Raw genomic sequence first — 22,526 nt, forward strand, 5'->3', positions numbered from 1 at the left:
GGCGGGCGGAACACGCCGGCCGGACTCCCCACATGATGGTGGAGCATGAGGAACGCCGTGCCGCCCGAGCGCGGCCCCTGGCACAGATCGGTGATGCCTGCGGCGCCGAGCACACCCTTCAGCGCGTCGGACTCGAACCACTCGTCCACCAGATCGGCCACCGACATCGGCAGGATGCGAAGCAGGTCCACCACTGCCTGCTTTCCGAGCCGGCGGACCCGCCAGCCCAGTCCGGCGAGGCGCGCCAGCTCGCCCCGGTCGCGGCTCCTGATGGCGGGTGGGGGAGCGGTGTACAGCGCCTCGAGGACCCGCGCCAGCCGTCCCATCCGCTCGCAGAACTCGGGCCACTTCGCGGCGTCGGCCGGGCTCAAGCGCTTGATCGCTTCGACGGATGTCGCCAGGTCCCGAGACAGCTCCAGCCGGCCACCGTCGGGCAGCGTCGCAGCGATCCACGGGTCGGGGCGCCACACCTGGAGTCCGTGTGATCCCAGAGCGAGATCGCGGGTGACCCGGGGCGGGATCCACCCGACGTCCGGCGATCCGTCCGTCACGCTCCGCCGCTCGAGCACCAGCACCCGGCGTCCGGCCTTCGCCAGCAGCGCGGCCGTCACCAGCCCGTTGAGGCCGGCACCGATCAGGATCGCGTCGTAGGTCACGCGCGGTCCTTCAGGATCTCGAGGGCCGCGAGCCGTCCCGACGCGCCCATGATCCCGCCGCCGGGGTGCGTGCCCGAGCCGCACTGGTAGTACCCGCGCACCGGCGTACGGTACTTCGCCCACGCCGGTGCAGGCCGCAGGAAGAACAACTGTTGCAGGGTCAGCTCTCCCTGGAAGATGTTCCCCTCGGAGAGCCCCGTGACCCGCTCGATGTCGGCCGGGGTGATCACCTGACGGTGCTCGATCGCCGACCGGATGTTGGGCGCGAAGCGGGCCAGTGCGTCGATCACCGCGTCGCCGAATGCCTCCCGGCGCGCGTCGGTCCAGCCGCCGTTCAAGCGATAAGGCGCGTACTGTACGAAGATGGACATCACGTGCTTGCCGGGCGGCGCCATTCCGGGGTCGATCATCGAGGGGATGACGATGTCCAGGTACGGTTGCCGAGAGAACTCGCCGTACTTCGCGTCGTCGTAGGCGCGCTCCACGTACTCGAGGCTCGGGCTGATGGACATCGCGCCGCGCAGGTGCGGCCCGTTGCCCGGCATGCAGGTGAAGCTCGGCAACTCGCCCAGGACGAGGTTCACCTTGCCTGACGAGCCGCGGAACTTGAATCGCGTAATGGCTTCGACCAGCTCGCCGGGCAGCTCCTTCGCTTCGACGAGGTCGAGGAAGGTGCGCCGCGGGTCGAGCCCCGACACAACCACGCGGGCGCGGATCTCCTCGCCGTTCTCGAGGGCGACGCCCACCGCTCGGCCGTTCTTCACCACGACCCGCGCCACCGCGGCGTCGGTACGGATCTCCACGCCGAAGCGCCGGGCCGCGGCCGCGATGGCCTCGCTCACGGAGCCAGTCCCGCCTTTCGGGAAGCCCCAGGCGCGGAAGACGCCGTCGATCTCGCCCATGTAGTGGTGCAGGAGCACGTACGCGGTGCCGGGAGAGCGGGGCCCGAGGAACGTCCCGATGATCCCGCTCGCCGACTTCGTCGCCTTGAGCACGTCGGTCTCGAACCACTCGTCCAGGAAGTCCGCCGAGCTCATCGTCATCAGCTTGTGGAGCGCGTGGAACTTCTCGGCGCCTAACGAGCGGAAGTGCCGGCCCAGGCGCAGCAGGCCGAGCAGATCGCCCGGCGAGAGCGACGTCGGGTCGGGCGGGACCATGCCGAGGATCGGCTTCACGGCCATCGCCATGTGGTGCATCAGCCGGCCGAACTCGTCGTAGGCGTCCGCGTCGCGCGGCGAGTGGCGGTACAGCTCGCGGCGGGTCTGGTCGTGGTCGCCCCACATCGCGAGGTGATCGCCGTTCAGCATCGGCGTCACAGTGCTCTCGAGCGGGAGGATATGCAGGCCGTGGCCGGGGAGGTCGAGGTCGCGGATGATCTCCGGCCTGAGCAGGCTCACGACGTAGGAGAACACCGCGAACTTGAACCCGGGGAACACCTCCTCGGTGATCGCCGCGCCGCCCACGCGCTCGCGACGCTCCAGCACCAGCACCCGCTTCCCGGCGCGCGCCAGGTAGGCCGCGTTGACGAGCCCGTTGTGCCCGCCGCCGATGACGATCGCGTCGTAACTCTTCGCCATCCGGTCAGGCCCGCTTTCGTTCAGGATTGAAGAACGGTGTCTTCACCACGCGCGCGGAAGCCTGCTTGCGATGGTGCTCCACGGTCACCTCCATCCGGACCTCGGCGCCGGGCCGGCTGTGGGGCGAGCGCAGGTGGGCGAGCGCGAGGTACTTCTTGAGCAACGGCGACCAGCAGCCGCTGGTGGCGTAGCCGACCTGCTCGCTGCCCACGTACACCGGCACGCTGGTCCGCCACGCGACGGTGGGGAGCCTCGGCGGCAGCCCCACCTCGGCGTAGAGCCGCTCCAGCGAGTCCCAGTCCACCTCGAGCCCCACGAACTGCCAATCCGGGCCGCGCCGTGCTTCGGCCGCGAGGGCGCCCCGGCCCACGAAGCGCTCCTTCTCCAGGCTCACCGTCCAGCCAAGGTTCAACTCGAACGGCGAGGACTTCTGGCTTTCGATCAACGCGTGGCGCGCGGAGAAGTAGTCCACCTCGATCAACATCAGTCCCGCCTCGATCCGCGCGATGTCGAGCGCCAGGATGCCCGCCGGCGTGATCCCGTAGGGTGTTCCGGCTGCGATCAGCGCGTCCCAGAGCGCGAGGGCGTTAGGCGCGTCCACCCAGATCTCGTAGCCGAGGTCGCCGGTGTAGCCGGTGCGCGAGATCGTGACTTGGATGCCGCGCACGGTGGCCGGCGTCAGCCGGAAATACCGGAGTCCGCTGAGATCCGTGTCCGTGAGCTGCTGGAGGATCGTCCGCGAGGAGGGCCCTTGGAGCGCCAGCGCCGCGGTCGTCTCGGAGACGTCCTCGATGGTGACGCTCATGCCAACGGAGTTCTCGTGCAGCCACCGCAGGTTGGGATCAGCGGAGGTCATCCGGAAGGTCTGTTCGTCCAGACGCGAGATCGTGCCGTCGTCGATCACCTTGCCGGCGGCGTCGCACCAGGGGGTGTAGAGCACTTGGCCCACCTTGGACTTGGCGACGTGGCGTGTCACGATGCGGTCCAGGAGGCGGGCGGCGTCCTGGCCCCGCACCAGGTACTTGAAGAGCGGCGAGACGTCGAGCAGCGCCGCGGAACTGCGGATGGCGTGGTACTCGCGGTCGTGGAGCAGCTCGTAGGAGCTCGCCACCGTGTAGCCGGCCCAGCGCCGCCAGGCCTGGCTCACGCATAGGGCCGAGGTGCGCGGGTGGAACGGCGTGGTCTTCAGCATCGTGGCGGCACCAACACTACGACACCGAGGCGCATATTGGAAGCGCGACAGCGCTACCTATTGGCCCGCGAGAAATCCCGACGGTCTCGCCCGCAGAAACCCTCGGTCGGCTATATGTGGTGATAGACACGATCCAGCACAGCATCCCGAGCCCGTCGCGCTCCGCGCCCGCGCCGCGACGACGGTGGATGTGGCTGGACGATCGGGGCGGCTGACGGGGCAGCTGGACCATCGCCGCTCAGGCAGCGCCGCCCCGCGCCGCGGCCAGCAGCCGCCGCGTGTACGGGTGCTGGGGATGATCGAGCACTCGCTCGGTGTCTCCCTCCTCCACGATCTTCCCCTGGTACATCACCGCGACCCGGTCCGCGATCCGCTCCACCACGGCGAGATCGTGGGTGATGAACAGCATCGCAATGCCGACCCGGCGCTGGAGCTCGAGCAGCACGTTGAGGATCTGCGCCTGCACCGACACATCCAGCGCCGACACCGGCTCGTCGGCCACCAGGAAATCGGGCTCCAGCGCCATCGCCCGCGCGATCGCCACCCGCTGCCGCTGGCCCCCGCTCATCTCGTGCGGATAGCGGTACATGAAGTACGGTTCGAGTCCCACCAGGCCCAGAAGCTCGAGCACCCGCTTCTCGATCTCGCCCTCGGGCACGATGTGATGCAACCGGAGCGGCTCGGCGATGAGCGACTGGATCTGCATCCGAGGGCTCAGCGACCGATACGGATCCTGAAACACGATCTGGAATCGCCGGCGCATCGTCCTGAGCTCGCGCCCGCGCAGCGCCAGGAGATCGATTCCATCGAATCGAACCGCGCCCGCCGTGGGTTCCACGAGGCGCAACACCGCGCGACCCAACGTGGTCTTGCCGCTCCCCGACTCCCCGACCAGCCCGAAGATCTCGCCACGCCGCACCTCGAGATCCACGCCGTCCACCGCGCGCACCCACTCCCTCCGTCCGAACCAGCGACCACCAAACGGGAAATGGATCCGCAGCCCGCGGACCTCGAGCAGCGCGTCAGGTCGTTGTGCCATCATGGACCTTGTAACAGGCGCACAGCCGCCCAGCAACGGGGTCGAGCGGCGGGAATGCCGCCGTACACGAGGCGTCGCCTAACGGGCAACGCGGATGAAATGAGCAGCCCGGGGGCAAGTCCAGCAGATCGGGCACCACGCCTGGGATTCCGACCAGAGGGGTCTTCCGGCCCGCCCCGAGCCGCGGCACCGAGCGCAGGAGCCCCTGCGTGTAGGGATGCTTGGGCTCGCGAAACACCCGCTCGGCGTCCCCCACTTCGACGAGCTTCCCGGCGTACATCACCATCACCCGCCGCGCCAGCTCCTCCACGACGCCGATGTCGTGCGTGATGATGAGCAGCGACATGCCGAAATCCCGCTGCAGGCGCGCCAGGAGATCCAGGATCTCCCGCTGAATCGTCACGTCGAGCGCGGTGGTGGGCTCGTCGGCGATCAGCAGCCGCGGCCGCGCGCTGACGGCGATGGCGATCGTCGCGCGCTGCCGCATGCCGCCGGAGAGCTCGTGCGGATAGGCTTTGGCCCGCTTTTCGGGCTCCGGGATCTCCATCTCGCCGAGCAGGCGCACGGCCTCGGCGTCTGCCTCGCGCCGCGTCAGGCCCCGGTGCAGCTGCACCACGTCGGCGATCTGGCGGCCGACGGTGTGCACGGGGTTGAGCGCCGCGCCCGGCTCCTGGAAGACGATGCCGATCCCCGCGCCGCGCACGCGCCGGAGCTCGGCCGGGCTCGCCCGCGCGACATCCACGCCGTCGAACCGCACGCTGCCGCCCACCACCCGCCCCGGCGAGGGGACGACGCCGAGCAGCGACAGCGCGACGATCGTCTTGCCGCACCCCGACTCTCCCACCAGCGCGACTGTCTCGCCCGCGTCCACGTCGAACGAGAGGCCGTCCACCGCCTTGAGCACTCCTTCGTCGAGGAAGAAGTACGCCGCGAGGTCCCGCACCTCGAGCAGCATGCTTACACGTACCGGCGCATCAGCGCCTTGGGATCAAGCGCGTCGCGCAACCCGTCGGCCAGCAGCGAGAACGCGATGAGGATCGTCGCGAGGAGCGCACCCGGGAAGAACGCCACCCACCACGCGACGAGCAGCGCGTCCTGTCCCGCGCTCACCATGTTGCCCCACGACGGCGTGGGCGGGCGGATCCCTAGGCCGAGGAAGGAGAGCCCCGCCTCGGCGCCGATCATCCCCGCGACCGAGAAGGCGGCGCTCACCAGCACCGGCGAGAGCGCACTCGGGATCAGGTGCCGCAGGATGATCAACCGCGCCGGCAGCCCGATACCGCGGGCCGACTCGATGAACTCCTGCTCCCTGAGCGACAGGAACTCGCCCCGGATGAACCGGGCCGTTCCGGGCCAGGCGGTGAGCCCCAGAATCAGGACCAGCACCAGGATGTTCGCCTCGAAAACGCCCACGAGCATGAGCATCAGGTAAAAGGTGGGGAACGCGATGATCACGTCCACCCCCCGCATCATCACGTTGTCCACCCAGCCGCCCGCGTAGCCCGCGATGGCGCCATAGGTGGTCCCGATCAGCTTGGCCACGAGCATCGCGAGGAGCCCGATCGAGAGCGAGACCCGGGCCCCGTAGATGGCGCGGCTCAACAGGTCGCGGCCGAATTCGTCGGTGCCCATGAGATGCGCCCAGGACGGCGCGAGGTACCGCGTCTCCATCACGTGCTCGATGGTCGCGGGGTCGTGGGGGGCGAGCAGCGGCGCCAGGATGGCGACGAGATAGAGGAAGAGAATCACGTACCCGGATGCCACGGCCAGCGAATTTGCCCGGAACCGCCGCATGGCGATGCGCATCGGGCTCTTCCCTTGGTGCCCCCGCGCGGGCTGCCGCGCGAGGCGCCGCACGTCCCACACCGAGAACCCCACCGCGCCGACGAGCGAGGCCACGAGAAACAGCGCGGCGACCCACTGGTCTACCGCCGTGGTCGTGAACGCGTGTGCGAACCGCCCCCACCGCCACCCGAGCACGCCGAGCACGATCAGCGTGTACGCGAGCAGGTGGACGCCGCGCTGCCGCATCCCCAGCACGAGGTGGCCCACGCCGGGCACCAGCGCCCAGCGCTCGGCGGCGGGCGCTCTATCGGGCACGCGGCTTCCCCTCCAGTGACACGCGCGGATCCACGACCGTGAGCGCCACGTCCGCGAGCAGGTTGCCGAGCACCGTGAGCGTCGCGGCAATCAACGTCGTGGCCATTATGAGCGGATAGTCCCGGCCGCCCACGGCCTCCACGGTGAGCCGTCCCATCCCCGGCCAGGCGAAGATCGTCTCGATGATGGTGGCGCCGCCCAGAAGGAACGGCAGCGAGAGGCCGTAGATCGTGACGATGGGGATCAGGGCGTTCCGGACGGCGTGCTTGACGATCACGGTGCGCTCGGGGAAGCCGCGGGCGCGGGCGGCGACCACGTACTCCTCGTTGAGGACTTCGAGCAGCCGGTTCCTCATGTAGCGCGCCGTCCCCGCCGCCGAGGCGACGCCCATCACGAACACCGGGAGGACGAGGTGCCACAGCCGGTCGAGCGCCTTTCCGCCCAACGACAGGAAGTCGTAGTCTATGGAGCGGGTCTGCGACGTGGGGAACCAGTTCAGCTGGACTGAGAACACCAGCACGAGCATCAATGCGAGCCAGAAGCCGGGGATGGCGTAGATGATGAGCGAGCTGAGCGTGACCGTCTTATCGAGCGCCGAGTACTGCTTGACCGCCGAGATGACGCCGAGGGCGATACCGAACAGCGCGTCGAACAGGAGCGCCAGCACGGTGAGCTGGAGCGTATAGGGGATCGCTTCGGCGAGGAGCTTGCTCACCGGGCGGCGGTGCCGGAACGACTCGCCGAAGTCGCCCCGCGCCACATTGGCCACCCACTTCACGTACTGCACGTGGATCGGCTGGTCGAGGCCGTACCGCTTGCGAATCAGCTCGATGACCTCGGGATCCAGCTGCCGCTGGCGCTGCGGCTCGAGGTACATGTCCATCGGGTCGCCGGGCGCGAGCCGGATCATGAAGAAGGTGACGGTGATGATCCCGACGAGGAGCGGGATGGCCTGGAGCAGGCGCTTGAGGATGTAGCGGATCATGGGACCGGTCGGCCGCAAGCCAGATGGTTCCTCATCTCTCCCTCGCCAGCCACAACTCCTCCATGTGTGACACGGGGTCTACCCGCACCTGATTCCTGAGCCCCCGCACCCGGCGGTGGGCTACGGTCGTCTGGACGCCGGGGTAGAGGAACAGGGCCGGCAGCTCCCGCTGGAAGATCGGGACTAGCTCGCGGTAGAGCCGGTCCTGCTCCTCCGGGCTCACCGTGGTCGCCGCCTCCTCCAGGAGCTCGGCCACCCTCGAGTTCCCATAGCCCGTGTAGGAGTCTTTCCCGAAATAGCGGTCGTGCCCGCGCGGATGCTGACCGACGGCGGTCACGACATCTCCGATCGCCGCATCGAAGTCGCCGTTCGCTACCCGCTCGCGGCCAGACTCCAGCTCGATGGTCCGAACGTCCACTCGGCCCGGAGAACTCCCTCCCGGCCCACCCGTGGATCGGCATGTTGAGGAGCACCGCGTCGAACTCTTCCGCCCTCACGCCGCAGCACGGCGCCGAACTCGAGCGGCAGGATGTCCATCTGGACGCCCACGGCGCGCAGCTGCGCCTGGATGATCACCATCCCCAGCGTGCTCCCATGAAAGGCGATAATGGAGGTCGGGTCCGCGACCAGCAAGTCAGGCTGGTGCGGGCTGGCCGCCAGCGGCCGCGCGCAGCCAGGACATCACCGGATCGCGTCGCCCGTGGGTCGTCCGTGGGCCCCGGCCGCCCGCTAGTGCACCGAGCCTGCGTCCACGGATTCCCACGCCGCCGGCAAGAGGTGCTGGACCGTCTCGCCGCTCCGCCAGCGCAGGCCCGGCAACACCCGCTCGAGGGCGCCCACGCACTCGGCGTCGAACTGGATGCCCGCGTTGATTTCCAACTCCAAAATGGCGGCGGACACCGGGAGTGAAGACCGGTAGGAACGATGGCTCGTCATGGCGTCGAACGCGTCCGCCACCGCGATGATCCGAGCCGCGAGCGGGATATCCTCGCCCGCCAGTCCGTCCGGTAGGCCCCGTCCGTCCATGCGCTCATGGTGCGATCGCACGATGTGGAGAACCGTGGGCCGATGGTGGATCAGCGGGGCGAGGATCCGCTCGCCGATCAACGGGTGCTGCATCACGCGCCGGTACTCGTCGGGGGTGAGCGGCCCCTCTTTGTGCAGCAGGTCGTCCGGCACGCCGATCTTCCCCACGTCGTGGAGCTCGCCGCCCAGGCGGATGTCGGCGCGCTCCCCGCGGCAAAGGCCCAGCTCCGCTGCCATGGCGGCGCCCAACGCGCTGACGCGCATCGAGTGGCCCCAGGTGTAGGGATCCTTGGCCTCCAGCGCTTGGCACAGGGCCCGCATGGCGGCGAGGAAGAGCTCCTGCGCGACTTCGCGGGCTCGCGTGGCTCGGTGGCCCGCGCTCGCCGCGCCCGCGCCCATTCGGAGCGTCCCCGAAGCGACGGTCTCGCCGCGGGACCGCGCCCACGACCTGAGCTCCGGCTTCTGGGTTCTCAGCCAGCCCCGTCTCGGCTCGAGCCGCAGCGGTCGCACCGCAGTCATGTCGTAAACCTCCCGGTCTTCACCTGTCGCTTGGACGCTTCGAACCGATTCGGCCGGTTCGAATCGGCCCGTCAACACGTACCAGCAACGACCGGGCCAGCGCGCCCCGGGCACCAAGTGCTTGCCAGGCCGTTGGTTGCGCGAGCTAGCAGCGACGAGTATGCTGGTACACTTCGCGCTCCCCGGTTCAGAACGGCCCGGGCTACCGAGAATCACGTTCCAACTCGTACCGGTGATCGAGGACTGCCGCGAGTACGGGAGCCTTGCATGGAAAAGGTCCGGGTCATCGTCGTCCGCTTGTCCGACGCCTTCGCCGAGCTGTGGGAACAGCTTGCGCGGGACCTCGGCGCCGAGATATGGGAACACCCGCGGACGGATCCCTGCATGAGCCCGCCCGACGTCGCCGCCGTGCTGCTCGCTGCGGGCGGCGCCGAGCAGGAGGCCCGGGATTGGCTCGACCGGCACTCCGCCACGTGCGAGGCGCCCATCTTTGCGGTGGGGGCTGACCCGGGGCGGCGCATCGCGGCCCAGGTCGTGGCACGGGGGGCGCGGGACTACTTCGCCCTCCCGGAGGACGTCGAGATCCTCCGCAACGCGGTGGGGTCGGCCGTCACGCGTCAGCGCGAGACGCTGCGGCGCGCGGCCCGGGCGGCGGCGCCGATGGACGCGGAGGTGTTCGCGGCGATGGTCGGCGAGAGTCCCGCCCTGAAAGGCGTGCTGGCACGCACGACACGCATCCTGGCCCATCCCGACGCGACGGCGCTGATCGTGGGCGAGACGGGCACGGGCAAGGAGCTGCTCGCGCGCGCCATCCACCAGGGTAGCCCGCGGCGTACCAGGCCTTTCGTCGCGGTGAACTGCTCCGCGCTCCCCGAGCATCTCGTCGAGTCCGAGCTGTTCGGGCACGAGCGGGGCGCGTTTACCGACGCGCACGCGGCCAAGCCCGGCCTCTTCGAGGTCGCCGACGGCGGCACGCTGTTCCTCGACGAGATCGGCACCTTCCCCGTGGCGTTGCAGGGCAAGCTGCTCCGCGCCCTCGAGGACAAACAGGTGCGCCGCGTGGGCGGCGTGCGCCCGCACACCGTGGACGTGCGGATCATCGCGGCGAGCAACGAGGATCTCGCGGGCGCGGTGCGGGCCGGGCGCTTCCGGAGCGACCTCTACTACCGCTTGAGCGTGATCGTGCTCGCGCTGCCGCCCCTGCGCGAACGCGGCCGCGATGTGCTGCTCATCGCCGAGGCGCTGCTCAAGGGCCTGGCGAAGCAGCACGGCCTCCCCGAGCCGGCGCTTCGCCGTGAGACGTGCGACGCGCTCCTCGGCCACCACTGGCCCGGCAACGTGCGCGAGCTCAAGAACGCGCTCGAGCGCGGGCTGCTGCTCTCGCCGCCGGGTGTCTTGGAGCTCGACGAGCTGGTGCCTGAAGCCGGGCCCGCGTCGCCGGCGCCCGGCGGCCTCATCCCCTTCCCCGCACCGCTCGAGGTGATCACGAGGGCTGCCGTGCACGCCATGCTCGACTCTTGCGGCGGCAACCGGAGCGAGGCCGCCCGGCGTCTGCGCATCTCCAGACGCCGCCTCCGCAGGCTGCTGAGCGGGGAGACTGGCGGTACCTGAGCCAAAAGCCCGGGTCAGACCGGCCCAAGTGGTTCAGTAAGGCCCACCAGTCGCCGGGGGGAGTTGCGCGCGTCGTTTTGCCTCCCAAGGACTTGCGGGCCGGAGAACTCGGGCACGGTGTTTGCGGTCGAGTATCTACGAGTCCGAATCTCGTTCAAGGGGGGCAGTATGCGTAAACGGCTGGCAGTCACCATCGCCGCCGTGGCGCTGATCGCCGGGTGCACGGAGAGCACGGGACCTCCACGTGCGGCGCCGCCAAATTGGGCGGTTGCCGCTTCCTCCGGGGTGGAGCGCCACATCCTCAGGCAGGCCGCGACCGCACCGCCGCTCGAGACGTACGAGACGCGCGTCTGGGTCGTTCAGGGCCGGCGGACGAGAGTCCAGGTCGACTACGTCGGTGGCCGGAACTTCCTGCGTCTGGAGTTCCCCGCGGACGCGCTGTTCCAGCGGCCTGACGGGACGCGGTTCAAGGAAGGGGAGGGGATCGAGATTACGCTGACGATCGATCCCACGCGGTTGCTCCTGTACCTGGAGCCCAGCGGGTTGGTCTTCAGTGACGAGTCCCCGGCGCGGCTCAACATCTGGTACGGAAACGCCGACGCTGACCTGAACCGTGACGGACTGGTCGACGGAACCGACTCCACGATCGAGCAGAGCTACCTGGGCATGTGGTACCAGGCGAGTCCTGGGGAGCCGTGGGAGACGTGGCCTGAGGACCACATCAAGTACCAGAAGCGGTTCCGGACGGATCTGTATCATTTCTCTGGCTACGCGGTGTCCTGGTAACGGCAGGCTCATCTGTGAGGATGGACGTGCGTGAGTCACTTATGATCCTTCGCAAAGCCACGGAGTTCTCGGATACCGGCCAGCACGCGGCCGTCGTGGACTATCTCGCCGGGCTGCCCCCCAACGAGATCACCAGCTCGCCCACGCTGGCGCTGCTCTTCGGTATCGCGCTGGCACGGCTGGGCCGGCACGCGGAAGGTGCGCGCTGGGTCGATATCGCCCTCAAGCAGGCTCGGGAGCGCGGCGACCGGGCGATCGAGGCGCGCGCGCTCAACGTGCAGGGCGCGATCGCCCTCGAGGCCGGGCGCATTGACGAGGCCGCCACGTACTTCTCGCGGGTGCTCGAGGAGGCTACGCGGGACGCCGATCACGCCGCCGTCGGGCGCTGCTCGAACAACCTCGGCATCATCGCGAACCTCCGCGGGGACTACGGCCGCGCGATCGGCTCCTACACGATGGCGGTGGCGTCCTTCGAGCAGGTCGCCCTGCACCGGGGGGTCAGCGAGGCGCGCCACAACCTCGGGATCGCGTACCGCGACCAGGGCGATCTTGCCACGGCGCTCGCGACGGCCGAAGGCGCCGTGGAGGAGGCTGAGGTGGCAGGCGACCGCGCCCTTGCCGCGCAGACCCGCGCGGGCCGGGCGGAGGTCCGCATCCTGTCCGGCGAAGCGGAGCTCGGCCACCGCGAGGTGGAGCGCGCGCTCGCCATGCACCGTGAGCTCGGCGACACCGTGGGCGAGGCCGAGGACCTCAGGGTGTTTGCGCTGGCGCTCGCGGCGTTGGGCGATACGGAGCAGGCCGAGAGCACCCTGCGCGCGGTGACCGAGCGGGCCGAAGCTAGCGAGCGCCCGCTGCTCGCGGCCCAGGCGCGGCGCGACCTGGCTCACCTGCTCAAGCGCTTGGGGCGCGTCGCCGAGGCCAAGGACTTCGCTCTGACCGGGCGCGCGCAGTTCAGCCAGCTCGGTGCCGCGGCCGAGGTGCGCAAGTTGGACGAGCTGATCAGGCAGCTCGGCTAGGTTGTCCCGGCGCCCAGTTTGGCGCCCTTCGGAGGCAACGCGTCCCGCGTTCCAGCCCCTAACCGCCCACCCGTGTCTGCTGCGCCCTTTGGTCTTCCGGAAACGGGCCTGCTCGTGTATTCGTCCGTTGGACGCTGCGGCTTCACGACGACCGGAGCGACGATGTCCATGACCCGAATGATGCTTCGGCTCACGGCCCTAGGCCTTCCCGCGCTGGTCGGGGCGTGGGCGTGCGCGCGGGAGGCCGGGTGTCCTGACGGCTGGTGCGGCACGGCCGTGGTCGTGACGAGCGCCGAGCCGGACGTGCTGCTCCCGCCCGTGGCGAGCACCGACGTCGCGGTCGCGCTCAGCGACCTCGTCTTCGTCAAGCTGGCGGACGTGGGCGCAGACCTGGGCACGGTGGGCGACTCGGGGTTCGTCCCGGTGTTGGCTCGCTCGTGGCGCCGGGATGACTCGCTCACCGTCACGTTCTCGCTCCGGCCCGAGGCGCTCTGGCACGACGGGACGCCCGTGACCTCCGCCGACGTCGCCTTCACCTTCGACGTCTACCGTGACTCGCTGGTCGCCTCGCCCGCGCGTCCGCGGCTCGGGCGCATCGCCTCCGTCACCGCGAGCGACGCCCACACCGTGGTGGTCCGTTTCAGTGAGCGATACCCGGAGCAGCTCTTCGACGCCGTCTACCACATGCGCGTCCTGCCGAAGCACCTCCTAGACTCGGTGCCCCGTGGACGCCTGGCCTCGCATCCGTTCGGGCGAAACCCGGTGGGCGCTGGTCCGTTCCGCTTCGTGCGCTGGCGTCCGGGCGAGTCGGTGGAACTGGAGGGCGACGCCGCCTTCTTCGTCGCGCGCCCCGGCTTGCGCCGGATCGTCTGGCGGTTCATCCCCGTCCCCGCGATGACGCTCACGCAGCTCATCGCCGGGGAGGCGGACGTCCATGGCTCGGTGACCGGCCCGGACGACGTGCGTCGCGTGAGCGAGGCCGGCCACCTCAGCACCGTGCGCTATCCGACGCCGGTGTACGGTTTCGTCGGGTTCAACCTGAGCGACCCGCGCGCCGAGGCGCGGCCGCACGCGCTGTTCGCGGACCGCGAGCTGCGGCGGGCCCTTTCGATGGGGATCGATCGGGAGGCCCTCGTGCGTGCCACGCTCGGCGACCTCGGCGAGGTGCCGGTAGGCCCGGTGAGCCGGAGCCTGTGGATCTGGACCGACAGCGTCGAGCAGATCCGGTACGACTCGGCCGCGGCGCGCGCGCGGCTCGCCGAGCTCGGGTGGCGTGACACGAATGGCGACGGCGTGCTCGACCGCGGGGGCCGGCGGCTCGCATTCCGTCTCATCGTGCCGTCGTCGAGCGGGCTGCGGCGCCGCGCCGCGGTCGTGCTGCAGGACCAGTTCCGGCGGCTCGGTGTCGCGATGGAGATCGAGGAGCTGGAGTTCAACGCCTTCATGAGCCGGGCGCGGGCGGGGCGCTTCGATGCCTACTTCGGCGCCTGGGCGCAGGACCCGAGCCCGGCGTCGATCCGGGACACGTGGACGAGCGCGGGTATCGGCGCGTTCAACTACGGCGGCTACGCGAACCCTGAAGTGGACCGGCTCGTGGACGAGGCGCTCGCGGCGCCAGACCGGGCCGCGGCGCGCGTGCGCTGGCGGGAGGCCGTCTCACGCCTCAACGCGGACGCGCCCGCGATCTGGCTGTACGCGCCGGTCGCAGTGGCCGCCGTGCACCGGCGGTTCGAGGATGTCACGGTACGGCCCGACCAGTGGGCCGCGACGCTCTGGACCTGGCGCGTGCGGGCGTCGGAGCGGCTCGCGCGGGACTTGGTGGCGCAGCAGTAGCCGCTACTTGACGAGCTTCCGCCCGCGTGCGGCGGTGCCCGGACCGGCCTACAGCTTCACCTGTGCGATCGTCTCCTGCACCGCCTTGGCGGACTTGCCCAGCGCGACCCGCTCGGCGCTCGTCAACTCCACCTCGAGAATCTGCTCCAGCCCGCGCGCGCCTCGGCCACGCTGCTTGCGGCGGAAGCTCGCTGGGCGCAGCTTACGGCCCGTTTGTCTCCGCGCCCAACTCCGACGACCCGACAGGACACGCGCATGCGCACCCCCTTCGACATGAGCCTCATCCAGCGCGGCGCCCGGCTGCGCCGCACGCCGTTCTTCGAGGCCACCCAGCGCCACGGCGCCAAGGCCTACACGGTATACAACCACATGCTGTTCCCCATCTGCTTCGACGACCTCGAGGCGGAGTACTGGCACCTCATCAACCACGTCACGCTGTGGGACGTGAGCGTCGAGCGGCAGGTGGAAATCACCGGCCCCGACGCCTTCGCGTTCACCGATATGCTCACCCCTCGGGACCTCTCCCGGTGCGCCGTCGGCCAGGGGAAATACGTGGTCATCACCGCCGAGGACGGCGGCATCATCAACGACCCGGTGCTCCTGCGGCTGGGCGAGAACCACTTCTGGCTCGCGCTGGCCGACAGCGACGTGCTGCTGTGGGCGCGCGGTGTCGCGCTCAAGTCCGGGTTGAAGGTGCAGATCACCGAGCCCGACGTCTCCCCGCTCCAGATCCAGGGCCCCAAGGCCAAGGCGGTGGTGCAGACCCTGTTCGGCGACGGGGTGCTGAAGCTGGGCTACTACTGGTTCATGGAGACCGCGCTGGACGGCATTCCCGTGGTGGTGACCCGCACCGGGTGGACGGGGGAAGTGGGCTACGAGATCTACCTGCGCGACGGCAGCCGCGGCGACGATCTCTGGGAGCGGGTCATGGCGGCGGGGAAGCCGCACGACATCCGGCCCACCGGCCCTTCCGACATCCGCCGCATCGAGGCCGGAATCCTCAACTGGGGCGCGGACATGACGCTGGAGAACAACGTCTACGAGCTCGGCCTCGAGCGGTTGGTGGACGAGAACAAGTCGGGCGACTACATCGGCCGGGACGCCTTGCGCCGCATCAAGGCCGATGGCGTGGCGCGCCAGCTCGTCGGCGTGGAGATCGGCGGCGATCCGATCGAGTTCAACACCACCAAGTGGCCGGTGCGGGCGGGCGGCGCGGTGGTCGGGCACATCACGTCGGCGGTCCACTCACCTCGGCTCAAACGGAACATCGCCTACGCCTGGGTTCCGGTGGCGCACGCGGCGCTGGGCACGCGCCTGGCGGTAGCGGCGCCCGGTGGCGAGCGCCCGGCCACGGTGGTGGCGAAGCCGTTCGTGGATCCGGAGAAGGCCATCCCCAAGAGCTGAGACCTCGCTATTTTGAGTCTGGGATTCCCCATCAGGGTGGGTAGCGGTGGCTGACGAGAAACGGCGTCCGCGCTTCAAGAACGCGTGGGCCGAAGCGCGCGTGATCATCTGGCGTCACCGTCGCCGGCTCGGCGTCGGGCTCGCGCTCCTGCTGGTGAACCGGGCTGCCGGCCTGGTGCTGCCGGCGTCCACCAAGTTCGTGATCGACGAGATCATCGGTCATCGGAGGGCGGACCTGCTGCCGCTCCTGGCGCTGGCGGCCGGTGGCGCCACCCTCATCCAGGCGGCGACGTCGTTCGCGCTGTCACAGGTGCTCGGCGTGGCGGCGCAGAAGGCGATCACCGACATGCGCCGCACGGTTCAGGAGCACGTGGCGCGGCTGCCGGTCTGGTACTTCGACTCCACCAAGACGGGCGTCCTCATCTCGCGCATCATGACCGACGCGGAGGGGATCCGGAACCTCGTCGGCACCGGACTGGTGCAGCTCACCGGCGGGCTGGTGACAGCGGCGGTCGCGGTCGGCGTCCTGTTCTGGCTCAACTGGCACCTCACGACGATCACGCTCGTGATGCTGCTGGCCTTCGGCGGCGGGATGGCGTACGCGTTCAGCAGGCTGCGGCCGCTCTTCCGGGAGCGCGGCAAGATCAACGCCGAGGTGACGGGCCGGCTGGCCGAGACGCTGGGCGGGATCCGGGTCGTGAAGGCCTACACCGCGGAGCGGCGCGAGCGCCTGGTCTTCGCGAAGGGCGTGAACCGTCTCTTCCGCAACGTGGCGCAGTCCATCACGGCGATTTCCGGTCTGGGCGCCTTCTCGGCGGTGATCGTCGGGGCTATCGGCGTGCTGATGATCGTGATCGGCGGGCGCGCCGTGCTCGCGGGGACGATGACGGTGGGCGATCTCTTCATGTACATCGTGTTCACCGGGCTGATGGTGGCGCCGATGATCCAGATCGCGTCCATCGGCACCCAGATCACCGAGGCGTTGGCCGGGCTGGACCGGATCCGCGAGATCCGGCTCATGGCCACCGAGGACCAGGAGGACGCGTCCCGCGCGCCGCTCGGCGACCTGCGCGGTGACGTGGCGTTTGAGGACGTGAGCTTCGAGTACAACCCCGGCACGCCGGTCCTGAAGCACGTGTCGTTCCTGGCGAGGGCGGGTTCCACCACGGCGTTGGTGGGCTCGAGCGGCTCGGGCAAGAGCACCTTCATCAGTCTGGTGATGACGTTCAACCATCCGAAATCGGGCCGCATCCTCGTGGATGCGCGCGACCTCGAGACGCTGCGCGTGCACGACTATCGGGGCCACCTTGGCGTGGTGCTCCAGGACAACTTCCTCTTCGATGGCACGATCGCCGAGAACATCAGCTTCGCTCGGCCCCACGCGACGATGGACGAGGTGCGGGCGGTGGCTCGCATCGCGCACTGCGACGAGTTCGTCGAGCAGTTCGAGAAGCAGTACGAGACCGTGGTGGGCGAGCGCGGGGTCAAGCTCTCCGGCGGTCAGCGGCAGCGCATCGCCATAGCGCGCGCGATCCTGGCGAACCCCCGGATCCTGATCCTCGATGAAGCGACGAGCAGCCTCGACAGTGAGAGCGAGGCGCAGATCCAGGACGGGCTCCGGTCGCTGCGGCGCGGGCGTACCACGTTCGTGATCGCGCACCGGCTCAGCACCATCGTCAGCGCCGACCAGATCCTGGTGCTGGAGCACGGGGAGATCGTGGAGCGCGGGACCCACCACGAGCTGCTGGCGCTGGGGGGCCGGTACCGGCAGCTCTACGACCGGCAGTACCAGATCGAGCTGGACCGGTTCATCAATCCCGGGGAAGACTTCACGCCGGAGCAGGAGGCGCCGGCGGAGCCGGCCTCGGCCGCGCGCGGGGACGCGCTCTAGAGGCCGCGGCGCTACATCATCCACCTTCGCCAAAGCAAAGCGGGGCGGCCGCCGCCATCCTTCAACCCTAGGCCGCCCGCGCCGCCTCCGCGAACCTCCTAATGATCGTGCCCGCCGGCTCGACCGCCGCGATCCCCGCCACGCTCTTCCCCGCCTGCCAGTAGTCCGCCGAGGCCGTGCTGGCCAGCGAGTCCTTCTTGAGCTGCCGGAGCGAGCGCAGCGCGTAGAAGGTGCGCATCCAGTGCTTGGTCTTCCGCCCCCGGAACAAGAGCCGCGAGAGCGGTCCGATCTTGGTGCCGATCCGCTCCACGTACGGCGTCCGGATCACCGCCAGCGGCACGCCGGTGATGCGCTCGGTGAGGACGATGTCCTTCTCCGTGGCGCGCACGATCGCCTGCTTGTAGTCGGGGTGCGCGTTGCACTCCTCCGCCGCGATGAACCGCGTCCCCATCTGCACGCCGGCGTACCCCATCTTCAGCGCGGCCACGAAATCCGGCGCGTCGCCGATCCCGCCCGCGCAGATCAGCGGCAATCCCAGGTCGGCGGTCTCGTCCACCAGCGCCCGCGGGCTCTTCGCCCCCGCGTGGCCGCCGGCGCGGTCGTTCACGCAGATGAGCCCTTGCACTCCGCCGTCCAGGGCCTTGAGCGCCCACTTCCGCTCGGTCACGTCGTGGTAAACCACTCCTCCTACCGGCCGCACCCGGTCCACCACCCAGCGCGGATTGCCTAACGACGTGACGAAGAACCGCACCCCCTCCTCCAGCGAGATGTCGATCCAGCGCTCCATCCGCTCGCGGTAGATGCGGGACGACTGCTCGATCAGTGCGTTCATCCCGATGGGCTTGTCGGTGAGCCGGCGGATGAGGCGCAGCCCCTCGCGGTAGTCGTGACGGTGAACGTAGGTCATCGAGATCGGCTGGACGATGCCGATGCCGCCGGCGGCCGAGGCCGCGGCGACCAGCTCCGGGTTGCTGCACGGGTACATCGCACCGCAGATGAGGGGCACTTCGATGCCCACCTTCCGCGCGAACGGCGTCGTTAGGTCCATCAAGCGACCGGCCCGAGCTTCCAGCGCACCGTGGCCTTCGCCACCACGTCGCCGCCGCCGTCCGAGATGGACGCTTCGAACTCGTACTCCCCTTCGTGGCTGAAGTCCGGCAGCGCGCAGCGACACTCGGCGGTCAGCGCACCGCGGGCCTTCTTGAGGTACGCGATCCTCAGCCCGACCGGGATCCCTCGCGCGTGGCTGGGCATCCCCGTGAGCATCGCGAGCCCGCTCGAGAGCTCGGCGAGGTTGGCGAGCGCGATCGCGTGCACCGAGTTGAGATGGTTCCGGATACCCCGCCGGTCGCGCATCACCAGCTTGGCGTAGCCTGGCTCCAACTCGAGCACCCGCGCGCGGATCGTGCCGCTGTAGGGTGCCATCCAGCCAAGCACGATGCTGAACAGCGCTTTTCCACCGGGCAACGGCGCCAGCCGCCGCCAGGCGGTACGTATCCGTTCACCAGGTGAGGCGATCGCTGTTGACATGGAACGAATGTAGCCCGCGACCCGCGTCCTTCCTACATTGCCGCCGTGCTGGAGCGTCTACTCGCCATCGCCGCGGGCCTCTCGCCGCCATTCGTCCTGCTCGAGGACGGACGAGGTGCGGGCAAGAGCATGCTGGCCTGGGCGCCTCTGCACCGGGTGCGAATCGAGTGGACGGATGCCGCCGTGGGCACGCTCGACGCCCTCACGCTCGGCGACGACTACATCGGGGTGATCGCCTACGACCTCGGCATCCCGCCGCACGCGCGTCGCCGCGCGCCGATGATCGCGCAGCCGCTCGCTGACCTGTTCGTCCCGACGCAGCGGATCACGTTGCGGCCGGGGATGCGACCGGAGATCCGCGGAGACGACGCAAGAGATCGATGGGGGGTGGCAGCCGGCGAGTCGTGGCGCGGGGTGGACGAAGGCGGCAAGGGGGCGCGTGCCGCGACGGCGGGCGCCCTGCGTGCGGTCCGACCGCCGGAGCGGCAAGCGCCCCCGAGCCGCCGTTCGTTGGATCAGGCGCAGTTCGAAGCCGCGGTGCAACGCGCCCTCGAGTACATCCGCGCGGGGGACATCTACCAGGTCAACCTCAGCGTCGCCGAGCGCGCGCCGCTCGCGGAGCCGGCATTCGATGTCTACCGGCGGCTCCGCGCGATCAACCCGTCGCCGTGGATGGGCTACGCCGACTTCGGCGACTGGCAGCTCGTCTGCGGCTCGCCGGAGCTGCTGGTCGAGGTGCGGGACGGGACCGCGCGGGCCCGGCCGATCGCCGGCACCCGCAAGAAGACCGGGAAAAGCGTCCCGGACGCGGCGATGCGCCGCGAGCTGAGGACGGACGCGAAGGAAGCCGCGGAGCACGTCATGCTGGTGGACCTGGCACGCAACGACCTCGGCCGCATCGCCGAGTTCGGCTCGGTGCGCGTCGCAGAGCTTGGCGCGGTCGAGGAGTACTCGCACGTGATGCACCTCGTGCGCGACGTCGTAGCGACGGTCGTCCCCGGCACCGCGCCGCTCGACGTCTTCCGCGCCATGTTCCCCGGCGGTACCATCACCGGCACGCCCAAGATCCGAGCTATGGAGATCATCGCGGAGCTCGAGCCGGTGGCGCGCGGCTTCTACACCGGCGCCCTCGGCTGGACGGGCCGGGACGCGGCGCAGTGGAACATCATCATCCGCTCGGCCGTGGTGCGCGACGGGGAAGTCGTCATCCAGGCCGGCGCCGGCATCGTCGCCGACTCGGACCCCGCGCGTGAGTGGAAGGAATCGCTGCGCAAGGCCGCCGCGCTGCGCCTGGCGCTGAGGTTGGAAGAGTGAGGATTCCCGCACGTCCGCCACGTCTGCCCGTCTGATGGCCGGCCTCTTCGAAACCATCCGCATCCGCGAAGGGCGCGTCCCGTTCCTCGCCGAGCACCTCGCGCGACTCGGCGCTGGTCTCTGGCGTCTCGGCGTCGAGGGCGCGCCGCCGGGCCTCGAGCAGCGGCTCAGGCAGTTCGAGGCCGAGGGCGAGGTCGTCGTTCGCGTCACCATCGACGAAACCGGCGAGGTCATCACCGAACGTCCCGTGCCGGCGGCCGTCCCGATGCGCGTGGTCACCTCGACGGTCCCTCACGACGCCTACCCGGTGAAGAGCACGGTTCGGGCGCAGTTCGAGCGCGCGCGTGAGGAGGCGGAGGGGCGAGGGGCAGAGGAGGCCTTGCTTCTGACCGCCGGCGGTCACCTGGCCGAGGGGGCGATCACGTCCCTTTTCTTCTGGAGCGACGAGCTGCTTTGCACCCCCGACCTCGGTCTCGGCATCCTGCCCGGGATCGGCCGAGCCCGGGTCATGACGCTGGCCCGGAGGGCAGGGATTCCGGTCGCCGAGGGGAGATTCGCGCCGGCCGCGCTCCTCCCGGGGGCTCCCTTCCTGGTCAACGCGGTCCGTGGGATCGTCGAGACCCTGAGCCTTGATGACGTGGAGGTACGCCGCGACCCGCGGACGGCGGCGCTCAGGGCGGAGTTCTGGGGTTGAGCCCCCCTACTGGCCCATGTAGCTTTGATGGCTCTCGCGAACCGGGCGGGAGCCGTGGTGGCTGTAGCTCAATCGGTTAGAGCGCCGGACTGTGGCTCCGGAGGTTGCGGGTTCAATCCCCGTCAGTCACCCTGGTTCGAGGTCAGAATTAGGTCCGTAGCTCAATTGGTAGAGCACCGGTCTCCAAAACCGGGGGTTGGGGGTTCGATTCCCTCCGGGCCTGTTGGAAAAAGCAGCCGTTGGCTGTTGGCCGTTGGGGGGCACCCGGCCACCAACGGCTAACGGCTAACGGCCAACGGCTGCACCACGGCGGTATCGTCTAGGGGACTAGGACGTGGCCCTCTCAAGGCCAAAACACGGGTTCGAATCCCGTTACCGCTACTCCTCCCCGTCGGCCCCATCGTCTAACGGCTAGGACACCACCCTTTCAAGGTGGGAACAGGGGTTCGATTCCCCTTGGGGCTATGAGTACCCGCCGTCGTACAAGTCCGCCAGCCGCTTCAGCGTCTCCGAGTAATTCCCCGTTGCGTCCGCGATCTCCATCGTCGCCAGCATCTCCCGCGGGATCAGGTCGCACCCCGCGAAGGTCTTCGCCAACGGCTGGCAGCCAACGGCCAACGGCTGCTGTCTCGCTACGTGCGCGCTGATCACCGGGCTCGCCGCCGCGTCCACCGCCAGCTCCACGACCCGCCCCAGCGGCAGTCCAGCCTCCACGCCAAGCACTAGCGCGCGGGCCAGGCGGCCGCGTACGAACTTCGGCTTTCGTCCGTACCATGTCGCGGCGGCGAGCAGCAACGATCCACCCGCCGTCACCAGGATCGTCAACCCGCCCATCACGACCAGCAGGTACTGCGCCGTATGTCCGAAGAAAAGCAGCGGGAACGGCGCGATGAAGGTCGCCGCGAGCGCCTGGAACATGGGATAGCTCAGCTTCTTCTTGATCCACAGAATCATCCGGTGCTCGGCGGCGAAGAAGTCGGCGAGGAGCTTGAGGCAGGTCTCGAGCGAGCCGGACTCCTCGCCGAGGACGAGCAGCGCCGCCTCGAACGGAACGAAGAGCCGCGGCTTGGCCTTCGTCAGCGACGCGAGCGCCGCGCGCCGCTTGGTGCCCGCGAGGAGGTAGCCGCGCAGCTTCTCGACGCTCGGCGAGCGCGTGAACTCGTGCATCGAGCCGAGCGTGGTAGGGTAGTCGAGGCCGGCATGGTAGCCCGCGTACCACATGCGGTAGAACTCCGCCTTGAAGCGGGCGACGTCGAGCTCGGCCCAGGCATGAGTGAGAAGCATGGGCGGCAGCCGCTAGCCGTTGGCCGTTGGGGGGCTCCGCCGCCGCCGTTTTGCGGCCATCGGGCACCC

The 22,526-nt window shown here is 69.6% G+C and carries 21 protein-coding genes and 4 tRNA genes; 12 read left to right on the forward strand and 13 right to left on the reverse strand.

What is annotated here, in order from left to right; genetic code table 11:
- The 10 genes from Q8Q85_01375 to Q8Q85_01420 form a co-directional block, all read right to left on the reverse strand.
- A partial coding sequence (locus Q8Q85_01375; protein ID MDP3772899.1) for an NAD(P)-binding protein occupies window positions 1–656 on the reverse strand: 656 nt, incomplete at its 3' end.
- Entirely contained in the window at window positions 653–2,233 is a 1,581-nt protein-coding gene (locus Q8Q85_01380; GenBank protein MDP3772900.1) for an NAD(P)/FAD-dependent oxidoreductase, read from the reverse strand. The genes Q8Q85_01380 and Q8Q85_01375, both read right to left, overlap by 4 nt.
- 4 nt (window positions 2,234–2,237) lie before the next feature.
- The gene (locus Q8Q85_01385; protein ID MDP3772901.1) at window positions 2,238–3,425 is read right to left on the reverse strand and encodes an aminomethyltransferase family protein; all 1,188 of its coding nucleotides are present in this window, start codon (window positions 3,423–3,425) and stop codon (window positions 2,238–2,240) included.
- Between the two features lie 238 nt (window positions 3,426–3,663).
- The gene (locus Q8Q85_01390; GenBank protein ID MDP3772902.1) at window positions 3,664–4,464 is read right to left on the reverse strand and encodes an ATP-binding cassette domain-containing protein; all 801 of its coding nucleotides are present in this window, start codon (window positions 4,462–4,464) and stop codon (window positions 3,664–3,666) included.
- Window positions 4,448–5,419, reverse strand: a complete 972-nt coding sequence (locus Q8Q85_01395) for an ABC transporter ATP-binding protein (protein MDP3772903.1) — start codon at window positions 5,417–5,419, stop codon at window positions 4,448–4,450. The genes Q8Q85_01390 and Q8Q85_01395 overlap by 17 nt, the downstream gene beginning before the upstream one ends.
- 2 nt (window positions 5,420–5,421) lie before the next feature.
- Complete coding sequence (locus Q8Q85_01400) at window positions 5,422–6,564, reverse strand: ABC transporter permease (GenBank protein ID MDP3772904.1); 1,143 nt, start codon at window positions 6,562–6,564, stop codon at window positions 5,422–5,424.
- The gene (locus Q8Q85_01405) at window positions 6,554–7,549 is read right to left on the reverse strand and encodes an ABC transporter permease (protein MDP3772905.1); all 996 of its coding nucleotides are present in this window, start codon (window positions 7,547–7,549) and stop codon (window positions 6,554–6,556) included. Before Q8Q85_01405 ends, Q8Q85_01400 begins: the two co-directional genes overlap by 11 nt.
- Before the next feature lie 31 nt (window positions 7,550–7,580).
- Entirely contained in the window at window positions 7,581–7,886 is a 306-nt protein-coding gene (locus Q8Q85_01410) for a hypothetical protein (protein ID MDP3772906.1), read from the reverse strand.
- 35 nt (window positions 7,887–7,921) lie between these two features.
- Window positions 7,922–8,182: a hypothetical protein gene (locus tag Q8Q85_01415; protein MDP3772907.1), complete on the reverse strand. Its 261-nt coding sequence runs from the start codon at window positions 8,180–8,182 to the stop codon at window positions 7,922–7,924.
- A gap of 96 nt (window positions 8,183–8,278) precedes the next feature.
- Window positions 8,279–9,094: an HD-GYP domain-containing protein gene (locus Q8Q85_01420; protein MDP3772908.1), complete on the reverse strand. Its 816-nt coding sequence runs from the start codon at window positions 9,092–9,094 to the stop codon at window positions 8,279–8,281.
- Between the two features lie 267 nt (window positions 9,095–9,361).
- Between Q8Q85_01420 and Q8Q85_01425 the strand changes: the two genes are divergently transcribed.
- From Q8Q85_01425 to Q8Q85_01450, 6 genes are all read left to right on the forward strand, one after another.
- Entirely contained in the window at window positions 9,362–10,705 is a 1,344-nt protein-coding gene (locus Q8Q85_01425; GenBank protein MDP3772909.1) for a sigma-54 dependent transcriptional regulator, read from the forward strand.
- 168 nt (window positions 10,706–10,873) lie between these two features.
- Window positions 10,874–11,491, forward strand: coding sequence for a hypothetical protein (locus Q8Q85_01430; GenBank protein ID MDP3772910.1), 618 nt, complete (start codon window positions 10,874–10,876; stop codon window positions 11,489–11,491).
- A gap of 41 nt (window positions 11,492–11,532) precedes the next feature.
- A complete protein-coding gene (locus Q8Q85_01435) occupies window positions 11,533–12,507 on the forward strand; it encodes a tetratricopeptide repeat protein (GenBank protein MDP3772911.1) in 975 nt (324 codons plus the stop codon).
- Between the two features lie 168 nt (window positions 12,508–12,675).
- On the forward strand, window positions 12,676–14,340 hold the full coding sequence (locus tag Q8Q85_01440) for an ABC transporter substrate-binding protein (GenBank protein ID MDP3772912.1): 1,665 nt from the start codon (window positions 12,676–12,678) through the stop codon (window positions 14,338–14,340).
- Window positions 14,341–14,595: 255 nt separating this feature from the next.
- Complete coding sequence (locus Q8Q85_01445) at window positions 14,596–15,744, forward strand: glycine cleavage T C-terminal barrel domain-containing protein (protein ID MDP3772913.1); 1,149 nt, start codon at window positions 14,596–14,598, stop codon at window positions 15,742–15,744.
- A 46-nt stretch (window positions 15,745–15,790) separates the two neighbouring features.
- Window positions 15,791–17,635, forward strand: a complete 1,845-nt coding sequence (locus Q8Q85_01450) for an ABC transporter ATP-binding protein (protein ID MDP3772914.1) — start codon at window positions 15,791–15,793, stop codon at window positions 17,633–17,635.
- Between the two features lie 67 nt (window positions 17,636–17,702).
- On the opposite strand, the gene Q8Q85_01455 is transcribed toward Q8Q85_01450, so the two are convergent.
- Both Q8Q85_01455 and Q8Q85_01460 read right to left on the reverse strand, forming a co-directional pair.
- A complete protein-coding gene (locus Q8Q85_01455) occupies window positions 17,703–18,683 on the reverse strand; it encodes a nitronate monooxygenase family protein (protein MDP3772915.1) in 981 nt (326 codons plus the stop codon).
- Window positions 18,683–19,165 (reverse strand): hotdog fold domain-containing protein, encoded by a 483-nt coding sequence (locus Q8Q85_01460; GenBank protein ID MDP3772916.1) that lies wholly within the window; start codon window positions 19,163–19,165, stop codon window positions 18,683–18,685. Before Q8Q85_01460 ends, Q8Q85_01455 begins: the two co-directional genes overlap by 1 nt.
- A gap of 45 nt (window positions 19,166–19,210) precedes the next feature.
- Between Q8Q85_01460 and Q8Q85_01465 the strand changes: the two genes are divergently transcribed.
- From Q8Q85_01465 to Q8Q85_01490, 6 genes are all read left to right on the forward strand, one after another.
- Window positions 19,211–20,479, forward strand: coding sequence for an anthranilate synthase component I family protein (locus Q8Q85_01465; GenBank protein MDP3772917.1), 1,269 nt, complete (start codon window positions 19,211–19,213; stop codon window positions 20,477–20,479).
- A gap of 34 nt (window positions 20,480–20,513) precedes the next feature.
- Window positions 20,514–21,173, forward strand: coding sequence for an aminotransferase class IV (locus Q8Q85_01470; protein ID MDP3772918.1), 660 nt, complete (start codon window positions 20,514–20,516; stop codon window positions 21,171–21,173).
- 57 nt (window positions 21,174–21,230) lie between these two features.
- Window positions 21,231–21,304 (forward strand) — tRNA-His (locus Q8Q85_01475).
- A 19-nt stretch (window positions 21,305–21,323) separates the two neighbouring features.
- A tRNA-Trp gene (locus Q8Q85_01480) sits at window positions 21,324–21,396 on the forward strand.
- Between the two features lie 85 nt (window positions 21,397–21,481).
- A tRNA-Glu gene (locus Q8Q85_01485) sits at window positions 21,482–21,554 on the forward strand.
- 12 nt (window positions 21,555–21,566) lie between these two features.
- A tRNA-Glu gene (locus tag Q8Q85_01490) sits at window positions 21,567–21,638 on the forward strand.
- On the opposite strand, the gene Q8Q85_01495 is transcribed toward Q8Q85_01490, so the two are convergent.
- Window positions 21,636–22,457, reverse strand: coding sequence for a type II secretion system F family protein (locus Q8Q85_01495; GenBank protein MDP3772919.1), 822 nt, complete (start codon window positions 22,455–22,457; stop codon window positions 21,636–21,638). The genes Q8Q85_01490 and Q8Q85_01495 overlap by 3 nt on opposite strands.
- Between the last annotated feature and the right edge of the window lie 69 nt (window positions 22,458–22,526).

Source organism: Gemmatimonadales bacterium, assembly GCA_030697825.1.
Classification (GTDB): domain Bacteria; phylum Gemmatimonadota; class Gemmatimonadetes; order Gemmatimonadales; family JACORV01; genus JACORV01.